At 45.4% G+C, this 18,631-nt stretch carries 15 protein-coding genes; 8 read left to right on the forward strand and 7 right to left on the reverse strand.

Annotated elements, in window-relative coordinates:
* Positions 1 to 41: 41 nt before the first annotated feature.
* Positions 42 to 584: a peroxiredoxin-like family protein gene (locus JMX83_RS11525; protein WP_201601887.1), complete on the forward strand. Its 543-nt coding sequence runs from the start codon at positions 42 to 44 to the stop codon at positions 582 to 584.
* 207 nt (positions 585 to 791) lie between these two features.
* Positions 792 to 1,742, forward strand: coding sequence for an acyltransferase (locus tag JMX83_RS11530; RefSeq protein ID WP_201601889.1), 951 nt, complete (start codon positions 792 to 794; stop codon positions 1,740 to 1,742).
* 244 nt (positions 1,743 to 1,986) lie between these two features.
* On the opposite strand, the gene JMX83_RS11535 is transcribed toward JMX83_RS11530, so the two are convergent.
* The 3 genes from JMX83_RS11535 to JMX83_RS11545 form a co-directional block, all read right to left on the reverse strand.
* Positions 1,987 to 2,376: a hypothetical protein gene (locus tag JMX83_RS11535; protein ID WP_201601891.1), complete on the reverse strand. Its 390-nt coding sequence runs from the start codon at positions 2,374 to 2,376 to the stop codon at positions 1,987 to 1,989.
* Positions 2,377 to 2,863: 487 nt separating this feature from the next.
* Entirely contained in the window at positions 2,864 to 3,547 is a 684-nt protein-coding gene (locus JMX83_RS11540; protein WP_201601893.1) for a cupin domain-containing protein, read from the reverse strand.
* Positions 3,548 to 3,761: 214 nt separating this feature from the next.
* Positions 3,762 to 4,625: a universal stress protein gene (locus tag JMX83_RS11545; RefSeq protein ID WP_201601896.1), complete on the reverse strand. Its 864-nt coding sequence runs from the start codon at positions 4,623 to 4,625 to the stop codon at positions 3,762 to 3,764.
* A gap of 331 nt (positions 4,626 to 4,956) precedes the next feature.
* Between JMX83_RS11545 and JMX83_RS11550 the strand changes: the two genes are divergently transcribed.
* From JMX83_RS11550 to JMX83_RS11575, 6 genes are all read left to right on the forward strand, one after another.
* A complete protein-coding gene (locus JMX83_RS11550; protein ID WP_201601899.1) occupies positions 4,957 to 5,490 on the forward strand; it encodes a DUF2058 domain-containing protein in 534 nt (177 codons plus the stop codon).
* 366 nt (positions 5,491 to 5,856) lie between these two features.
* Entirely contained in the window at positions 5,857 to 8,058 is a 2,202-nt protein-coding gene (locus JMX83_RS11555; RefSeq protein WP_201601902.1) for an FAD-dependent oxidoreductase, read from the forward strand.
* A gap of 113 nt (positions 8,059 to 8,171) precedes the next feature.
* The gene (locus tag JMX83_RS11560) at positions 8,172 to 9,470 is read left to right on the forward strand and encodes an ABC transporter substrate-binding protein (RefSeq protein ID WP_201601905.1); all 1,299 of its coding nucleotides are present in this window, start codon (positions 8,172 to 8,174) and stop codon (positions 9,468 to 9,470) included.
* Positions 9,467 to 11,230 carry an ABC transporter permease gene (locus JMX83_RS11565; RefSeq protein ID WP_201601908.1) on the forward strand — a complete coding sequence of 588 codons (1,764 nt, stop codon included), beginning with the start codon at positions 9,467 to 9,469 and terminating at the stop codon, positions 11,228 to 11,230. The genes JMX83_RS11560 and JMX83_RS11565 overlap by 4 nt, the downstream gene beginning before the upstream one ends.
* An 85-nt stretch (positions 11,231 to 11,315) precedes the next feature.
* Positions 11,316 to 11,960, forward strand: coding sequence for an ATP-binding cassette domain-containing protein (locus tag JMX83_RS11570; protein WP_201601910.1), 645 nt, complete (start codon positions 11,316 to 11,318; stop codon positions 11,958 to 11,960).
* Positions 11,961 to 12,029: 69 nt separating this feature from the next.
* Complete coding sequence (locus tag JMX83_RS11575) at positions 12,030 to 12,659, forward strand: CDP-alcohol phosphatidyltransferase family protein (protein ID WP_201601912.1); 630 nt, start codon at positions 12,030 to 12,032, stop codon at positions 12,657 to 12,659.
* A gap of 17 nt (positions 12,660 to 12,676) precedes the next feature.
* On the opposite strand, the gene JMX83_RS11580 is transcribed toward JMX83_RS11575, so the two are convergent.
* The 4 genes from JMX83_RS11580 to JMX83_RS11595 all read right to left on the reverse strand — a co-directional run bounded on the left by JMX83_RS11580 (position 12,677) and on the right by JMX83_RS11595 (position 18,627).
* On the reverse strand, positions 12,677 to 13,303 hold the full coding sequence (locus JMX83_RS11580; protein ID WP_201601914.1) for a TetR/AcrR family transcriptional regulator: 627 nt from the start codon (positions 13,301 to 13,303) through the stop codon (positions 12,677 to 12,679).
* A gap of 201 nt (positions 13,304 to 13,504) precedes the next feature.
* Positions 13,505 to 15,022 carry an aldehyde dehydrogenase family protein gene (locus JMX83_RS11585; RefSeq protein ID WP_201601916.1) on the reverse strand — a complete coding sequence of 506 codons (1,518 nt, stop codon included), beginning with the start codon at positions 15,020 to 15,022 and terminating at the stop codon, positions 13,505 to 13,507.
* A gap of 156 nt (positions 15,023 to 15,178) precedes the next feature.
* Positions 15,179 to 16,582, reverse strand: coding sequence for a YjiH family protein (locus JMX83_RS11590; RefSeq protein WP_201601918.1), 1,404 nt, complete (start codon positions 16,580 to 16,582; stop codon positions 15,179 to 15,181).
* A 308-nt stretch (positions 16,583 to 16,890) separates the two neighbouring features.
* A complete protein-coding gene (locus JMX83_RS11595; RefSeq protein ID WP_201601920.1) occupies positions 16,891 to 18,627 on the reverse strand; it encodes a 5-guanidino-2-oxopentanoate decarboxylase in 1,737 nt (578 codons plus the stop codon).
* Positions 18,628 to 18,631: the final 4 nt, after the last annotated feature.

An 18,631-nucleotide genomic window follows, 5' to 3' on the forward strand; every position in this document is an offset into this window, starting at 1 on the left:
CACATACTCATCATAAAATACTATTAAAAAGGATAACAACTATGTCAAATAATTATGCTCAAAAAATCAAAGCGGGTGCTACGTTTCCTGAAATGGAAGTACAGTTACTAGATGGAGAGATGACAGAACTTGGCAAACCTGAGAACGGTCATGACTGGAAACTGGTGGTTGTCTATCGCGGCAAGCACTGCCCAATCTGCACAAAATATCTAAATACGTTAGAGACTGTGAAAAAGTCTTTTTATGACAATGGTGTCGATGTCATTGCCGTGTCTGGCGACAGTAAAGAGCAGCTAGAAGGTCATTTAGAAGAATTAGATATCAGCTTCCCTATTGCTCATGGTCTGACTATCGAACAGATGAATACGCTAGGGCTTTATATCTCTGATCCACGTTCAGCGAAAGAAACGGATCACCCATTTGCAGAGCCCGCTGTATTTGTCATAAACGGTGAAGGCAAGATACAAATCGTTGATCTCTCAAATGCACCATTCTCTAGACCAGATCTTAAAGCATTGGCAGATGGCTTGGTGTTCGTTAGAAAACCAGAGAACAACTATCCAATCCGTGGTATGCATGGCTAAATATTCCTTTCTTAAATAGGCGACAATTCAAAAAAAGCGTATCAAAGTCATGCCTTAGTACGCTTTTTTATGGCAAAAATAATACTTTTTACTAAAGGTGCTGTGTATTATTTGTTGTTAACACTCGTATACTGAGATTTATTTCTGCTAAAATCATGCAGTAATATTATCAACACCTCATCACTGGTATGAGAAAAAGGACTTACTATGCGATTGAAATCAATCGTTCAAAAACTACATGAACGTGCCCCAAAATTGGGCAAAGCGGCATCACTCACCACAGCAACTGGTGTGATTACCTTTAATAGTATCTTGGCAGGACCTCCTGTATGGATAATGGGCGCTGCCAAAGCCTTCACGGGTGCTGCTATCGCTGACAAAGCCGTTATCGATGTCACCAATTACTGGATCAATAGTAATAATGCCGTCATCGACAATGTCCTGCCTCGTAAAGACTGGCGTATCAGCTTGCCTGATGATGTACACACAGACGGACAATACCTACTGATCAGCAACCACCAATCGTGGGTCGATACCAGCATCATGCAATATATCAGTGAAAAGCGCCTACCATTGACGCGCTTTTTTACAAAGTTTGAGCTCATCTATATTCCGGTGATTGGGCAGGCTTTCTACTTTCTCGACTTCCCTATGATGCGTCGACATTCTAAAGAAGCCATTGCCAAAAACCCTGCTTTAAAGGGTAAAGACATCGAAGAGGCCAAACGAGCCTGTGCGCTACTCAAAGACAAGCCTTTTACTTTGCTAAATTATTTGGAAGGAACGCGCTTCACCCCTAGCAAACGTGACAAACAAAATTCACCCTATAAGCACTTGCTCAAGCCCCGTGCTGGCGGATTATCACTTGCTTTGAGTGCCCTAGGTTCGGAGATCGACGGTATCTTGGACATGACGATTGTCTATCCTGACGGCATACCCACTTATAGTGACTTATGGAAAGGCAACATCAAACGTCTAGGCGTCGATGTGCGTCATATCAAGATACCTGAAGAGTTATTTACGGCAATCAAAAATGGTGGTTATGAAACAAATGACGCGGTAAAAGCGCAGATGTTTGACTGGGTTGAGCAGGTATGGCACAAAAAAGACCAGCTGATCACAGAGATGCTGGCTGACTTTGAGACCAAAAACGCCTAGTATAAAAGTGCTCGGTTGTAGATAAAGATTACCTCTCAGCAAAATCTGAAGTAGAAGAAATCAACGACCAGCTGAGCACCGCTATTAATGAGGTCAAAAAACGTAATCAACAAAAAATTGATGTGCAGCAACAGCTAAGAAATGAGGCGAATATCAAAGGTAACCAAAACCTTCCTGAAAACTCTAACTAAGAGTAGAAGGTTTATGAGAAGTAGTACGATGAAATCCAATGCCTTAATAACGATTATTCAATAACTGTATCACTTTTACTGGCAAGCTTCGGATAAGCTGCGCTTTTCAAAAAACGCTGATACGCGATTAATCCTGATAGATAGTGCTCCACGTCATCAATACGCATTCTAAATGACTGAGGGCGGATAAAAAATCCGTGCAAGATAGTCTGTGAAGCCTTATAGAACATAGCCATTTCTGGAAAGAAAAAACCATTCATGAGGTGATTGGCGCGTGTATGTAAGGCTTGATAAAAGCTTTGAACATCAAAGCCTACTAACACATCGTGAAATTCTGGATAATCGTCTAGCTTGAGTAGCATTTTGTAAAATGCCATGGATAGCTCAAGTAAGGTTAGAAACGTGGTGATGCGATTTTTGATAAAGTCGATATACCCTGCCATATTATCGACCGCGAAACGACAGTAATTTTTTTTGGACTTATAAATAATCAGTTCGTTTGAACAGTAAGACAGCCAATGGTCATGGTGGCGCTTGTCTGCTATAAAATAATCAAAGGCACGCGTGACACAGTCGAGCCAACTGCATAAACTCTTTATCATTGAACACTATCAACTATATCTCAAAACAACTGAATAAATAGCATAAAAAACGTCTCCATTTCGGAAGCGTTTTCAATATTAAAATACGATTGGCGGATGTCAGATGATATAGTTGATTCAGTTTAAAAGAAATACAAAGCAACCGAGCGCAGATGTATATGTGATAATTCAAGTGAGGTTAACGCTGTCACTCTTTTATAGAGAATTGACTATATTCAAGATACTGCCTACAGCGCATCTAACACATTGAATATGAAAGATTGATGTGTTGGATATTACGTTTATGAGTTACTCAAACAGTTGATACAGTACTTTCCACAAATTTTATCTAGGCTTCATTTATTTCCAAGCCCACTACTTGGCTTAGATGCCCTGTTTTTAGATATATCGTCGCGCCCTCTCGTCCTGCTGTGATTTGCGCGTACTCACCTGCAGGCAGACGTAACCACCCCCAACGCTGATAGACTCGGTCATCATCTACCAGCTCGCCTGCAATGACTAACAGCTCTGCGCCATTAAGGATTGGCTCATTGAATAACAACTCGCCTGCCTCTATACGTTGCAAGCTCACCTGCTCGACATCATCTGAGAACAGAGGACAAACGTCACGGTCACCTTGTCGCTGCCAATTGGCACCATCGTGAGTATCGATAGCCACATGATTCGCTTCATCAGGTGACATCTGCCGTAGTTTAACGAAAATCACTGCGCCTTCATCACTATAAGGCCTATGACCGGATGCTGGTGGATTGCGCACGTACCAACCTGCCGGATAATGGGTATCGTCTGCAGAAAAAGTCCCTGACAATACTAGAATCTCTTCGCCGCCGGGATGCAGGTGGTGCGGAAAATAAGAGTTCGGTGCATAACGTACTAGGCTCGTCGCACGAGCCTTCTCTTCACCGATGCGGTCAAGCATCACTCGCTCCACGCCATTCTGTGGTGATTTGACCCACCCGTGGTCTTCAGGTGCTAGCGAAGCACGACGTGAAAAATCTGCATTGATACGCATAAGGGGTTCCAAAGATAGAATGAGTGGCGTCAGCAAGTGAGCCGTTATGAGATATAGATTGGTTATCTAAAATATCGATAACCAATCCTCTTTATGAATATTGCGCTGCTGAGAGCGTTACACTGCTCGCTCGTGTCTCGAACAAGGCACGGCCTTAATTTAGTGTCGCTTTATCGAAAAACAAGCGATCAAGGACAAATTATCAATACATCCATTAGCGTACCAGAATTACAGGGGATAAGGTACTTGCAATGATTTCTGTGGTGGTACTGCCAAGAAACAACTGCTGCCATTTAGAGTGTCCGTAAGCACCAACCACCATGATGTCAATGTCGTTGTCGACTTGAAACGTCAACAGTCCATCAACGGCATCAGAAGCAGATAAATGATGCGCCTCAACAACAAAGCCTGCATCTTCTAATTTAGCAGCGGCGGCACTCATGCTTTGCTTGGCAGCATCATTATGATTACCGACCATCACGATGTGACCTTTTAAACCTTTTAATAAAGAGCTTTTTGACACCATCCACGCCGCTTTTATAGACGTCTTACTACCATCAAAAGCAATCATATATGAGCTAGGCTCTTTGAAAGTCTCTGAGCAAATCAGTATAGGGATATCCGATGCGCGAGCTACCGTTTCGATTTGGCTGCCGATATTGATGCGGCTATTCTTGTGGTCTTCACCGCGGCGGCCCATAACGATCGCACGATTTTCTTCTTTGAAATGCTCGATGCTAGGAAGCAGTTTGCCATGACGTTGATAAATGCGCACATTGACATCCGCAAAGCTGCCTTGGATATGGCTTTTTGCATCTTGTACTAAGGCGTTGCTATAGCTATTGACGACTTTTGCCCTTTGCTCATCTAGCTGAGACAACTCTTCTAACAAAAACTGGCGGCTGTTTATCCCTATCGCTCCTGACAGATCACGTCTGACTGAAGCGGGGACGTCGCTGACATGCAGCAACCCAACAGGCAAGTTCAGTTTGCTGGCATACCATGCTGCATAGTCACAAACCGATTCAGTCACTGCTGAGCCGTCAATACAGGCTAGAATGTGCTGTGATGTTGTCATAATCTGTCCTTAGATGTGTTATTTAATCCCATAAAGCTTGTTATACATGACCAAGCTATGCCCATTATTTGAGGGATGTTTCTAAAAACCGCTCCCTTAATTTGATGATACCCAATTTGGTCGGTTTCATCCAGCGATGTACACGCTTTTCTAGAATCACAAACGTACTAGCACTACGACTCTATATGGTTTACAGGAGTATTGTTTAACATCCTGATGAACTCTGGTCATTGTCTAACCACAAGCGTTAGTAAAGTTTGCTACAATACCTCTTTTAGTATTTATGATTCAGTATTTAAGACTTACGTATCGTTATTTAGGTGATTGAATTATGGCAAAGAATGCCCTACAGGCTCAACTATTAAAGGCTGGATTGGTCGATAGTAAAAAAGCCAAAAAAATCAGCAAGCAAACGCAGCATGCCAAGCGTATTGGTGACTCAGAGAGTTTGGAGACCAAAAAAGCGTTGGCAGAGGCTCAAGCGCAAAAGCTTGAGAAAGACCAAAAGCTCAATCAGCAAAAACAGCAAGCTTTAGAAGAAAAGGCGCTGAGGGCTAACATCATTCAAATGATTAAGCAGCATCAGATAGCCGATACGGATGGTGACGTCAGCTATCAATTCGTCGATGCGTCTAAAGTGAAAAAAATCTCAATCACTCAGAAGCTATACGATCAAATCGTAGCAGGTCATGTCGTAATTGCACGCTTAGAGGACAGCTATGCGTTACTGCCGCGCCCACTCGCAGATCGTATCGATACAAAAATGGAAGGGTTTATGGTGGTGTCCAATGATACCGCTGAAGACACGATGGAAGAAGATGATCCTTACGCCGCGTATGTGATTCCAGACGATTTGATGTGGTAATCACTCGTCTGACTACTCAGACAAGCATTCAGTCAAAGCCCCTTCATAGAGCAGCCATTCTATGAGGGGGTTTTGCTATCTGCGGTTTAATAAACAGTTTATTATGAAAATCATCAGCCAGTTAATGACAGAGAACGCTTAAGCGTGATGCCTCTCATTCTACTTTATCAGATTGTCTACTTTATCGGATGGATAGAGCTTTTAATTGAACAGTCACTCAACATTCAGTACAATATAATCCTACTCAATGAAATAAATGACCGTTAGACTCAATATAATATTTACGATCACGCAAGAACTCGTGCTTCAACCATATCGCCACAACCTCGAAGCTCTCCTCCGCTCTCTGACTTAGCCGGAAAAATCATGATTAAAAGAATATCCTTAATACTATTAATATTGATCCTAGCGGCAAGTTTTTTTTATTTTGACCTCAATCAACTACTGACGCTTGAGGGCTTAAAAGGGTCGATGGCGCAGTTTGATGCGTATAAAGCTCAGTCTCCATTATTGGTTATTGGTGGTTTCTTCTTACTCTATGTGGTCGTCACCGCGCTCTCCTTACCTGGCGCAACTATTTTGACGCTGGCAGCTGGAGCACTGTTTGGTTTGGTTCAAGGCTTACTCATTGCTTCTTTTGCTTCTACAATAGGCGCAACGCTTGCATTTTTGACCTCACGTTATTTGTTACGCGATACCATTAAGCGGCGCTTCCCTGAGCGGCTAGCAGCGATTGATAAAGGGGTTAAAAAAGAAGGCGCGTTCTATTTATTTACCCTCCGTTTGGTACCGATATTTCCGTTCTTTTTAATTAATCTATTGATGGGCGTTACCGCTATCAAGTCATGGACTTACTACTGGGTCAGCCAAGTCGGTATGCTCGCTGGTACGTTTGTCTTCGTCAATGCAGGGACACAATTGGCACAGGTTGAGAGTCTATCAGGCATATTATCGTTCGACTTGATTGTCTCGTTTGCGCTATTGGGTTTGTTCCCATTAATCGCAAAAGGAGTGTTGAATATGTTTAAGAAACGCCGTGTCTATAAAAACTACAACAAGCCCAAAACCTTTGACCACAATATGATCGTCATCGGCGCGGGTGCTGGCGGCCTTGTCACCAGTTATATCGCGGCGACCGTCAGAGCAAAAGTCACGCTCATTGAAGCGGGCGAGATGGGCGGTGACTGCTTGAACTATGGCTGTGTTCCGAGTAAAGCCATTATCAAAAGTGCAAAAGTTGCCGAGCAAATGCGCACGGCTGAGCGTTACGGTTTAGAGAACACCGAGCCGCAGTTCTCGTTTAAAAAAATCATAGCGCGTGTACACGACGTTATCGCTGAGATTGCACCAAACGACAGTGTCGAGCGCTATACCGATCTGGGTGTTGAAGTATTAAAAGGGTATGCAAAACTCATCGATCCTTGGACCGTTGAGGTGGCACTCAACGATGGCGGCACCCAGACGCTCACGGCACGCACGATTGTGCTTGCCACTGGCGCACGTCCCTTTATCCCGAAACTTCCAGGTCTCGAGGAGACAGGTTATGTCACCAGCGATACTTTGTGGGATAAATTTGCAACGCTTGATGAAACACCCAAAAAGCTCGTCGTACTTGGGGGTGGCCCTATTGGCTCTGAGCTGGCACAAGCATTTGCACGTTTAGGCTCAAATGTCACGCAAATCGAGCGCGGCACGCGTCTTATGAAAAAAGAAGATGAGGAAGTCTCTGAATTTGCCCAAAACGCACTAGAAGCCAGTGGTGTGAAGGTTTTGACATCACACCAAGCGGTTCGCTGCGAGATTCGTGATGGCAAAAAGTACATTATCGTTCAGCAGTTGGGTGATGAGGATCAAAGCGGTCAGCAAAAAGGCCTACAAGAAAACCTACAACCAGAAATGGCATTTGAATACGATGAGCTGCTGTGTGCAGTCGGTCGTAGCGCCCGTCTTGAAGGTTATGGACTTGAAGCGCTAGGCATCGAAACAGATCGTACGGTGGTCACCAATGAATATCTAGAAACGCTGTATCCTAATATTTATGCAGCCGGCGATATCGTTGGGCCCTATCAGTTTACGCACGTGGCGTCGCATCAAGGCTGGTACGCTGCTGTCAATGGCTTGTTTGGTCACTTCAAGAAATTCAAAGTCGATTACCGAGTGATTCCATGGACGACTTTCATTGATCCAGAAGTTGCTCGTCTTGGTTTGAACGAGCAAGAAGCAATCGATAAAGGGATTGATTTTGAAGTGACGCGCTACGACTTTGAAGAATTAGATCGTGCGATTACTGATAGCGCCGCCAAAGGCTTTATCAAAGTCATTACCCCTAAAGGCAAAGACAAAATCCTAGGCGTGACGATAGTAGCTGAGCATGCTGGCGATTTGATGAGCGAGTTTGTACTAGCGATGAAACATGGTTTAGGACTGAACAAAATCCTAGGTACGATTCATACTTACCCCACATGGGCGGAGGGCAACAAATACGTCGCTGGTGAATGGAAGCGCAATCATGCCCCTGAGAAAGTATTGAACTGGTTAGAGAAATATCATACATGGCGTCGTGGTTAGTTAGGCATTTACCGATAAATAACCTAATAGACAAAACAAGCCTGAGATCATCTGGTTGAGCTGATAACTTTTTACTAGCTTAACTAAAATATATCAGTACAACGGACGCTTGAATGGACGCTATTTCCTCTTTACCGATGCTAAGACGCATTAAGCAATATAGTGCTTATGCAATGTTGCTTGGCATTTGTGTTGGTATTTCTGCCAGTACGGCATCTACTGATACGGCTACTAGTGACCAAACGCTGTCGCCGTGGCAACAGATAGAAACGCAAGGTAAGAACCAAGACGTTTACTTCTATGCGTGGGGCGGAGATCCACAGATCAATGCTTATTTACAGTGGGCCGCAGAGCAAGTTGATGATAGGTATAATATTAACTTGGTTCATGTCAAATTAAGCGATACCAGTGAGGCAGTCAGCCTTGTACTCGCGGAAAAGTCAGCCAACAATAACGATAAGGGCAGTGTTGATCTGGTATGGATTAATGGCGCTAACTTTGCCACCATGAATGAAAACTCATTGTTACTCAAGCACTGGGCAAATAAACTGCCGAATTTCTCATTGACTGATCCCAATAATAATCCGACAGTAAATTATGACTTTGGTGTACCAACCAATGGTATGGAAGCGCCATGGGGACAGGCTTCACTGACTTTTTATTATGACACTCTCTCTGTCAATACACCGCCGACCACCCTCAATGAACTCACCACTTGGACAGCACATAATCCTGGACGCTTTAGCTACCCAAAGCCGCCTGATTTTTTGGGTATGAGCTTTTTAAAATATGCCTTGGTCATGCTCCATGAGCAGCACGATGCTGACACGGGCGAGAATACCAAAGCGCAATTGAGCCTGCCTGCCACTGAACAAAACACCGCACTCGTACTAGATCCATTGTGGGCATTTTTGGATGACTTTCACCCAACGCTGTGGCGTGATGGTGAGCAATTCGTACAGACTGGTGCTCAGATGCGCCGTTTGGTCGATGATACCGAGCTGAGTTTGGCCTTTACTTTCTCAGCGCCTGAAGTGCCTGCCGCCGTGCAACGTTATGATTTGCCCGAAAGCATACGCAGTTACGCGATGAATGATGGTAGCTTGAGTAATACGCACTTTGTTGCCATTCCCTATAACGCAAGCCACCCACAAGCCGCGCAGCTAGTCGCCAACTTTTTGATGAGTCCAGAGGCACAGGCACACAAGCAAATTCCTGCCGTATGGGGCGACAAAACCGTACTGGTCCAGTCGACACTCAGTCCTGAGCAGCAAGCATTGTTTGATAGTAAGCAAACATACCCAAGCGCCCTACCCTTTGATAGCATCACACGCACAGTGAGTGAACCGCATCCAAGCTGGGTAGATGCCATTATGCAAGGTTGGCAAATGCGTTACGGGGTCAGCCCATGAGTCAGGGTTTTGACAAAATAGCAAAGACGCAAGCGCGCGCCCATCCTATTGTCCTTGAACAAACAGACTGGTTTACACGTATTGTAGCGTTGAGTCCAAAACTCTTGGTTATGATACTGATACTACCTGTGCTGGGTGGTTTGATTGGTGTGGTGTTGCCTGCTTTTGGCTGGGTGCCTGCGCTCGATAGAACCACGCTCAACTTACAAGGGTTTATTGAGCTTTGGCAAACGCCAGGACTCACTCGAATGGCCGCCTTGAGCGTTGCTACTGGACTCATCAGCACCCTACTTGCTTTTATTCTCGCACTGATGATATTGGCAGCCTTTTTTAACAGCGTCTGGCTACAACGTATTGAGCATTTACTAAGCCCTATCTTAGTCATTCCTCATGCTGCAGCCGCCATTGCGGTAGGGTTTTTGATTGCGCCGTCTGGGATGTTTGCACGGCTCATCTCTCCATGGCTCAGCGGCTGGGCGTTGGCACCAAACGGTATATTGCCACATGACCCTTATGGCATCAGTATCATATTGGGTTTGACGCTAAAAGAGCTCCCATTTCTGTTATTAATGGCATTAGGCGCGTTAGCACAGCCTGAGCTTGGCAAAAAGCTACGACAGCAATATAAAGTCGCACTCAATCTCGGTTACTACCCGATCACTGCTTTTTTTAAGGCGGTATTGCCTCTGTTATACCCTTTTTTACGTTTGCCCATATTGGCGGTGCTCGCTTATGCCAGTGCGAGCGTCGAGATGCCATTGATACTCGGTCCTAACACCCCGCCCACGCTCGCCGTCTCTATCATGAATTGGTTTAATGATGTGGATTTGACCTTGCGTATAAAGGCCTCTGCAGGAGCATTATTGCAGCTGACATTGACGGCAGGATTGGTTGCTTTTTGGTTAGGCGGTGAAAAAGTCATCAAAGCGTGCTGCGGTGCTTCTTTGATAAATGGCAAACGCCGATATGCGGATACGGCATGGCTGAAAATTACTGGGGTACTTACTGTCTTCGTTATCGGTTTTATGCTGCTCTCGCTTGTGGGTCTGGCATTATGGTCTATCGCTGGCTATTGGCGATTCCCAGCGATGCTACCAGAGCAGTTTGTCTGGCTACATTTTGATAGTGCCTTTGCACAGATGGGTACGCCACTTTTTAACACCTTGACTATCGGTCTTGTCAGCACTGCGTTTGCGATTGTACTTGCTCTATTGTGCCTAGAAGCCGAGCAATTGCGTGCAAGGTATCTTTCAAACTTGACCAGTTTGATTATCTATTTGCCATTACTGGTGCCAAGCATTGCTTTTTTGTTTGGCTTGGTGTGGATACAGCAATGGCTCAATTACCAATCAGCATTTTTCAATGTTGCCTTTGCACATGTATTGTTTGTCTTGCCTTATGTGTTTTTGTCACTTGCCAGTAGCTATCGACGTCTAGATCCTCGCTTTGCTCATGTGGCAGCTAGCCTAGGTGCAGCACCCATTAAGGTGTTCTTTCAAATCAAACTGCCGCAATTGTTTGCCCCGATTTTGATTGCCATCGCACTTGGTTTGGCGATTAGTTTTGGTCAGTATCTACCAACATTACTAGCAGGCGGCGGTCGTATCGCCACGATAACGACAGAAGCGGTGACACTCGCGAACGGTGCCAGTAGGCGCACCAGTGCCGTTTATGCCATCATACAAATGGCGCTACCGCTCATTGGCTTTATACTGGCTTGGATATTGCCAAAGCTATTTTTTAGAAGTGGCGATCGCTAGCAGTCTGATCGTTCATAAAAACGGTCATCAAAAACAAGATTCATGAAAAATATCAGTCGTTAAAAACGCATATAAAAGGTTCTCAATGCCATCATCTCTACAGATAAAAGACTTACAGCTGTTTCGTCAAAACGAGCGATTACTCAGTATGGATGAGCATATCGCTGGTGGCGACATACTCACCGTAATGGGACCTTCTGGTAGCGGCAAGTCAAGCTTGCTCAACTGGCTGACAGGATCATTATCCAAGGATTTTACGGCAACTGGCACGGTATGGCTAAACGATCAAGACGTCACTCACCTGCCAGCGCACATGCGTGGTATTGGTGTACTGTATCAAGATGCGCTGCTGTTCTCGCACTTGTCAGTGGCAGGCAATATTGCTTTTGCGATGCCAAAAGACAATAAAAACGGCGGTAAAAAACAGCGACTCGAAAAAATAGCGCACGCGTTAGCACAAGTGGGTTTGGCAGGTATGGGAGATCGGCATCCTGATAACTTATCAGGTGGTCAACAAGCACGCGTAGCACTACTACGGACCTTACTTGGCGCACCCAAAGCGATACTACTGGATGAGCCCTTTAGCAAGCTTGATACTCAGCTGAGAAAAGATACGCGCCAGCTGGTGTTTGAACAAATACAGACGTACAAGCTCCCTGCTATCATGGTGACACATGATGAGAGCGATGCCGAAGCAGCAGGCGGCAAAGTCATTCACCTTGAGCGATAGCCAGCCAACCTTGGACATCATGCTCAAACGTCCAAACACAGTATAAGCGAACCACAAAAGGCAGATCGCATGCTAGACAAATTTATTACGCCTATTATCAAACCGATGCTAAATCCTGTCGTTGTGATCTTGCACAAACGCGGTGTCATCGCAGATCAGCTGACAGTCATTGGGTTCTTGATTGGGATGTTGGCATTGCCACTCATTGCCTTTGAGCTGTGGTATGGCGCACTAGCAGTCATTATCGTGAATCGACTCTTTGATGGTCTCGATGGCGCATTGGCACGTCATGCACAGCAAAGCTCAAGCGCAGGCGGCTACTTGGATATTACGCTCGACTTTTTGTTTTATGCAGCAGTGCCCCTCGGGTTTATATTGGCCAACCCTGTACAAAACGCTATTGCAGGCGCGCTATTGCTAGCGGCTTTTATCGGAACTGGTTCGAGCTTTTTGGCATTTGCGATTGCCGCAGAGAAATTTAAACTGGATAAGCTTCAATTTAAGTTCAAAAGCTTTTACTATCTGAACGGCCTCACCGAAGGCACCGAAACCATCGCGCTATTTGTCGCGTTTTGCGTTTGGCCACAGCATTTTGTACTGCTCGCTGGTATCTTTGCGACTGCTTGCGCGATTACGATCTTTACCCGCATACATGGCGGCTACCATACCCTCAAGCAGTTAGAGATGTCACAGCGATAGCGTTTTACAATCGACTATTAGGCTTTCGCTGAATGATCGAGGCACAGTGTTTCTATAGAGAGTGCTTCTATAGAGAATGCCATATCTTCAGCAAGGTCATGTACTGTCGAGCTCTCAACATCGCGCTGTGCGAAAGCGCGCAGCCCCATGACTTCTGCTTGTAGTCGTCGTCCTAGCCTCACTGCATCAAGCTGACTGTCTATCTCACCTATCTTTTGAGCCTTTTGAAAGCACTCTATAAAGCGCGTCTCCATCCCTGACAGTAGCAGCTCTACTTTTTCTAAAGCAGATTGCTCACGAGCGCCCAGCTCTAGTAAGCTTTTGACCAGCATACAGGCGCGACTCGGCAATCCCTTATCACGAATACCGCCCAGCTGCCTGATGTAAGCGGCCAAACCTGATAAAGGCGACTGATGGTGGCTTAATACGCGCTCAAGCTCAGTCAATCCTAGACGAGCATAGTACTCTAGTGCTTCTTGGAACAGGCCGTCTTTACTACCAAAAGCAGCATAAATACTCCCTGGACGCATATCGAGCGCTTGTTCGATGTCTTTTAATGAGGTGGCATGAAAGCCTTTTTGCCAAAAAAGCTGTAAGGCTCGCTCTAGAGCGTCTTGACGATTATAGAGTGCGCTGCGTGACATACCATGCCCCATGTAAAAAGCCGTGATCTCATGTAAAAATGAGCACGGCGATAAAATTTGAATGATTGCTCAATTTTATCCTTAATGGGCGCGGCAGTAAAGTTAATATAAGAAAAAAACTAGATAACAATCATGACGCTAGCTATCAATAACGATATTAACAGCTAGGTAAAATATTCTATGATAGTTAACAAAATCTATTTAATCAGCCATCAAGACGTGCTTGCTCTTTTGATAAGCGGATAAGCCATCGCCGCCCAGCTCACGTCCGATACCGCTTTGCTTAAACCCGCCCCAGCCTGCTTCTGGTAGGACAATTTGTTGCTCATTAATCCAAATGTGACCTGCTTGAATTTGCAGCGCCATCTCAAGCGCTGCTGTTTCATCAGCGCTCACGATAGTCGCTGCCAAGGCAAATTTGCTGTCGTTGGCTAAGCGAATGGCCTCTGCATTCTCAGCAAAAGTCGTACTGACTAGTACAGGTCCAAACACTTCTTCCATCCATAACTGACTGGTCGTTGGCACGTCTGTATAAATAGTTGGCGTCACAAAATATCCTGTGCTATCTACAATCTCGCCACCCGTTAAGCAATTGAGCTGCTCGGTCGTAGCCATCTCAAAGTATTTTTTGACTTGGTTCAGTTGTTGCTTGCTCACCAGTGGTCCCATTTGCGTATCCGTTGCAAAACCATCACCAATTTTCAGGTTTTTTGTTTTAACTTTCAATGTCTCAAATAGCGGCTCAGCAATACTTTGATGGACAATCAGTCGTGAGGTCGCCGAGCATATTTGACCAGCATTGGTAAATATACCACCAATGATCAAATCACAAGCGTGGTCGATATCGGCATCTGCGCATACTACAATGGCTGACTTGCCGCCCAGCTCTAGGCTGATGTCTTTGACACTCTTAGCCGCTTGACTCATGACCTTTTCGCCGACCACATTACTGCCGGTAAAAGAGACTTTATCAATTAGCGGATGGCTGGTCATGGCAGCGCCTACTTCAGCTGCGCCCGGTAAGATATTGACCACGCCTTTTGGCAGTCCTATCTCGGATAGGATATTGCCGAGCATCAGCTCTGGTAATAATGTCATCTCAGATGGCTTTAATAATACAGTACAGCCCGCCGCTAGCGTAGGTGCTAGCTTCCAAGCCGTCGTCACCATAGGGAAATTCCAAGGCGTAATCAGCGCGCAAATACCCACAGGCGCGTAGGTCTTTAGCAGTCGTATGCCTGACTCAAGCGTGGACACCTCAGACCAAGTGGCTTGATAAGTGATCAGATTGGCGTAATAACGATAGCAAGCAATGGCGTCTCCCACGTCTATTTTTGCCTCCTCGATTGGCTTACCGTTATTTAACACAGATAACCCAACCAACTTATCGAATTGCTGCTCCATAGACGCTGCAATCACGTTTAGATAACGGGCGCGCTCGCTAACATCAGTCTGCGACCAGCTGCTATAAGCCTCAGAGGCAGCTCTGACCGCTGTCTCTACATTAGCACTGGTACACAAGCGCGTCGTTGCGATTATCTCGCCTGAACTGGGGTCATATAGGGCATGGTTATTTGTATTGTCAAAGCTTGCATTGTCAGAGTCAGTCTCAGGCGCTTCAATCTCAATCCACTCCCCATTGATATAAGCGGCATTTAACACGACTTCATTTTGAGCTGTTTGTGTTGCGCCTTCTCTGGTTAAACTTGTAGCGTTCATCAATTCCACCATGGTTAATTGCCTTATATTCTTTGATAAAATTTTATTTATTTGCATAGCACGCGCAACGTAATTGATGAAATAATCGGTTTATCTGAGTACAGAAAAACCGATTATTTTCTTACGCTATATGCTTTGTTGATATCAAACGTACGGCTAATAAAGCAGATGCGCGACTGAAGTAATCACCACCAAACTGATAAGCGTACGCAGTATAAAAATCCCAAACAGCTCTAATATATTGAGTTTGATGTTTGATTTCAAAATCAGCGCACCGACTTCAGACATATAGATAATCTGAGTAATTGAGGCAGCACCCACGATAAATCGTGTCATTTCACTCTCAATGCTTTTACCGACCAGCGCTGGCAAGTACATATCCGCAAAGCCCATAATCATGGCAGGAGCCGCCTTTGCCGCCTCCGGAATCTGCAACCATTCAAGCAATGGCACAAGTGGGGTCGCAAGCCAATTAAAGACAGGCGTGTACTCTGCCAAACCCAAGCCAATCGTACCGATGGCAAAGACAACTGGAATCAGTCCAAAATAAATATCAAATAGATTATTCATGCTGCGTTTGAACACATAACCTAAGCTTGGCATAGAGTGTGCGCGAGTGACGGCGCGATTGACCGCCCATTGGTAAGTGCTATACCCAGTAGGAATGCCTTCGTCTAGCATACTTTTGCCAGAGTGATAGGTATCAGGCTTCATTGACAGTGGTGGTATACGCGGCATGATGATCGCAGCGATAAATCCAGTCAGCGCAATGGTCAGATAAAAATAGACGAAGTTATTGTCCACACCAATGGTTTTGGCAACCACATAGGTAAAGGCAATGGAAGTCACTGAAAAGGTGGTGGCAATGATAGCTGCTTCACGCTGGCTGTAAAAACTCTTATCATACTGCTGCATGGTGACCAGCAAACCGATAGACGCAGCCCCAAACCAAGAAGACATGGCATCAACGGCAGAGCGTCCTGGCAGTTTGAACAGCTTGACAAATATCTTGCTGGCCAATGTGCCTAAGAACTCCATGAGGCCAAAGTCTGTCAAAAATGGTAGCGATAAAATAGCAAAGAAAAATAACGGAATCAGAATAGGAATCAAGTCTTCAAAAATGACGCCGCCCGTATTGCGATTAATAATAAACTCAGGGCCGACTTGCAGATAAATCATCCAAACAAACACCATCCCTAACAAACGCGTGGTCAGCCAAAACCAATCAACATCAAAGAGATTCTTTATCAGTGAGCCTTCAGCCAAATTGGGTTTTAATACCTTTACTGCTAGTGCCCCAAGACAGGAGATGGTCACGATCGCCATGGTGATATAGACCACAAATCCGCCCAATATTGCTTGTAACGTATCGGTCAACACCCCCAATAAAATGGTGACCTTACCATCCCATTGAAACGGTATGATAAATAGCGCAATACCCAATGCTGAAAATAGCAGAAACTTCCACATTGACGCCCGCCACTGTCCTGCTTGCGGTGTGTTTGGATCGACATCGTTTCCTAAAATCGGTTGCTGCGATTTATCAATAGCATTCGTCATTTACCTTCTCCTTAATGGGTGGTGATCGCCAGTTTTTCCATTTTTCTATCTGACTAGGGCGTGTCCCTATTTTAAAAATGGTGATAAAAATGAGATAAATCGCAGGCAAACAAGGAAAATAGTGCAGATAATATCGAGATATTGACCAGCTATTTAACGCCGTTTGTCGAAGATTTAGCCATTTTTAGCCCATTTAGTGATACACGTTTGAATTAGGGACACGCCCTAATAGCGAGGTTTGCTCTAATGGATATTTTTCCTTGAGCGACCCGCATTTATAATTTCTTGAGCATTGTTTATGAGTACCGTTAACTAAAATAGGTAACCGTCTCACCCATCTCTTTGAGAAACTCATCTGCTTCATCAATCTCATAAATGATCGGTTGCTTGCCTGTCGTGTCTGTTTTTAGCGCCTCTAGCAATTGCTGCTTGTCCGTAATTCTGCGATACCCTGCCCCAAACCCTGCGGCTAATGGTTCAAAGTTTGGCGTTTTAATATTGACGCCGATCAGTGGCAAGCCGCCCTCTTCCATATAACGGCGAATCTCGCCATAACCTTGGTTGTTCCACAGCAGTACAATCAATGGCAGTTCAAGCTCGGCGGCACAAATAAGCTCAGCTATGGTAAATTGAATACCACCATCACCTATTAAGCTAACAACAGGCAAGTTCGAGCCAATCATGGCACCAATAGCAGCAGGCAAACCATAACCTAATGTGCCAAAGCCTGTTGAAGAGTTAAACCATTTACGCGTCGCCAATGCTTCAAAGCCAAGGTTGCCACTATAGACAGGCTGGGTTGAATCACCTACAAAAATAACGCCTTCCACCTCATCGCGAATCAGTTTTAGCAAGGCGTTTTGACCGGCAAAGTCTGATGTCACATCTTCTAAAAGGGCTTGTTTTGCCTCGTTCACTCGTGACAATGCCTGATGATCAAACGTCTGCCCGTTTAATACCTGATTTTCTAAACACTTGCATAGTCCACTAATAGCCATCTGTGCGTCAGACAATACCGCGATATCCGCTATAAACGGACGCTGCAGCTGCTCGGCATCGCAGTCGATACGCACCAGTGTGCCATTGATTTTGAACTCACCATTAAAGAACACGTCGTAATCGGTCTCGCCAAGCTCTGTACCAATGGCGAGCACCCAATCTGCCTCTGTAATCACTGCACGGCCTGCGTCTAACGACTGATTGCTACCCAAACTTAACGGATGAGCAGGTGGCAATAGCCCTTTGGCATTGATGGTCAAAAACGTAGGCACATCGATCAGCTCTGCCAGTCTTTGCGCATCGTGATCGACATCGACACAGCCACCGCCATAAAGCAATACTGGTTTTTTTGCGGTTTTTAATGACTCGATAATCAAATCCAACTGCGCAGGATTTGGCAGTGGTCTTGTCACTTGTGGTTGGGTAAAGCTGTTGTTATCAGCTTGGCTATTAGCTACGCCCTTTGGACTAGGCGGCTTAGCAACATGGCTGGCATCAGCGGTGATGACATCAATCGGTAGCTGAATATGGACTGGCCCTGGACGCGCACCGTTAAATAACGCAAACGCTTCGGCGATAACTTTGGGTAATGATTCAGGCTGCCAGATGGTTTTGCTTGCGAGCGCCACCTTACTGACCATACCTTGCTGATCGTGCAGCTCATGCAAGTGCCCTTCACCGCTTCCCGTGTCTTTGACTTTGTTGACGCTAGAAATAACTAACATCGGTATAGAATCAGCCAATGCCTGCGCCATCGCTGTCATGATATTGGTCATGCCAGGACCTGTGATGATAAAACACACGCCAATCTTGCCAGAGGCACGGTAATAGCCATCAGCCATGAACCCAGCGCCCTGCTCGTGACGCGGGGTCACATGACGAATACTGGTGTCAGGTAGACCGCGATATAGCTCTACGGTATGTACCCCCGGTATGCCAAAAACCGTCTCTACTCCATAGTATTCTAGCCACTGGACGAGCAACTCACCACAGGTCAGAGGCGAGGTATCAGGCGATATAGAAGGCGTTTGGGTCAATTGGGTCATGGGG

Origin of the sequence: Psychrobacter piscatorii (genome assembly GCF_904846415.1) — a bacterium.
GTDB lineage: Bacteria > Pseudomonadota > Gammaproteobacteria > Pseudomonadales > Moraxellaceae > Psychrobacter > Psychrobacter piscatorii.

Coding starts and splice junctions, on each gene's coding strand:
- JMX83_RS11525 (WP_201601887.1), top strand. CDS start 42: ATGTCAAATAATTATGCTCAAAAAATCAAAGCGGGTGCTACGTTTCCT.
- JMX83_RS11530 (WP_201601889.1), top strand. CDS start 792: ATGCGATTGAAATCAATCGTTCAAAAACTACATGAACGTGCCCCAAAA.
- JMX83_RS11535 (WP_201601891.1), bottom strand. CDS start 2,376: ATGGCAGGGTATATCGACTTTATCAAAAATCGCATCACCACGTTTCTA.
- JMX83_RS11540 (WP_201601893.1), bottom strand. CDS start 3,547: ATGCGTATCAATGCAGATTTTTCACGTCGTGCTTCGCTAGCACCTGAA.
- JMX83_RS11545 (WP_201601896.1), bottom strand. CDS start 4,625: ATGACAACATCACAGCACATTCTAGCCTGTATTGACGGCTCAGCAGTG.
- JMX83_RS11550 (WP_201601899.1), top strand. CDS start 4,957: ATGGCAAAGAATGCCCTACAGGCTCAACTATTAAAGGCTGGATTGGTC.
- JMX83_RS11555 (WP_201601902.1), top strand. CDS start 5,857: ATGATTAAAAGAATATCCTTAATACTATTAATATTGATCCTAGCGGCA.
- JMX83_RS11560 (WP_201601905.1), top strand. CDS start 8,172: ATGGACGCTATTTCCTCTTTACCGATGCTAAGACGCATTAAGCAATAT.
- JMX83_RS11565 (WP_201601908.1), top strand. CDS start 9,467: ATGAGTCAGGGTTTTGACAAAATAGCAAAGACGCAAGCGCGCGCCCAT.
- JMX83_RS11570 (WP_201601910.1), top strand. CDS start 11,316: ATGCCATCATCTCTACAGATAAAAGACTTACAGCTGTTTCGTCAAAAC.
- JMX83_RS11575 (WP_201601912.1), top strand. CDS start 12,030: ATGCTAGACAAATTTATTACGCCTATTATCAAACCGATGCTAAATCCT.
- JMX83_RS11580 (WP_201601914.1), bottom strand. CDS start 13,303: ATGTCACGCAGCGCACTCTATAATCGTCAAGACGCTCTAGAGCGAGCC.
- JMX83_RS11585 (WP_201601916.1), bottom strand. CDS start 15,022: ATGAACGCTACAAGTTTAACCAGAGAAGGCGCAACACAAACAGCTCAA.
- JMX83_RS11590 (WP_201601918.1), bottom strand. CDS start 16,582: ATGACGAATGCTATTGATAAATCGCAGCAACCGATTTTAGGAAACGAT.
- JMX83_RS11595 (WP_201601920.1), bottom strand. CDS start 18,627: ATGACCCAATTGACCCAAACGCCTTCTATATCGCCTGATACCTCGCCT.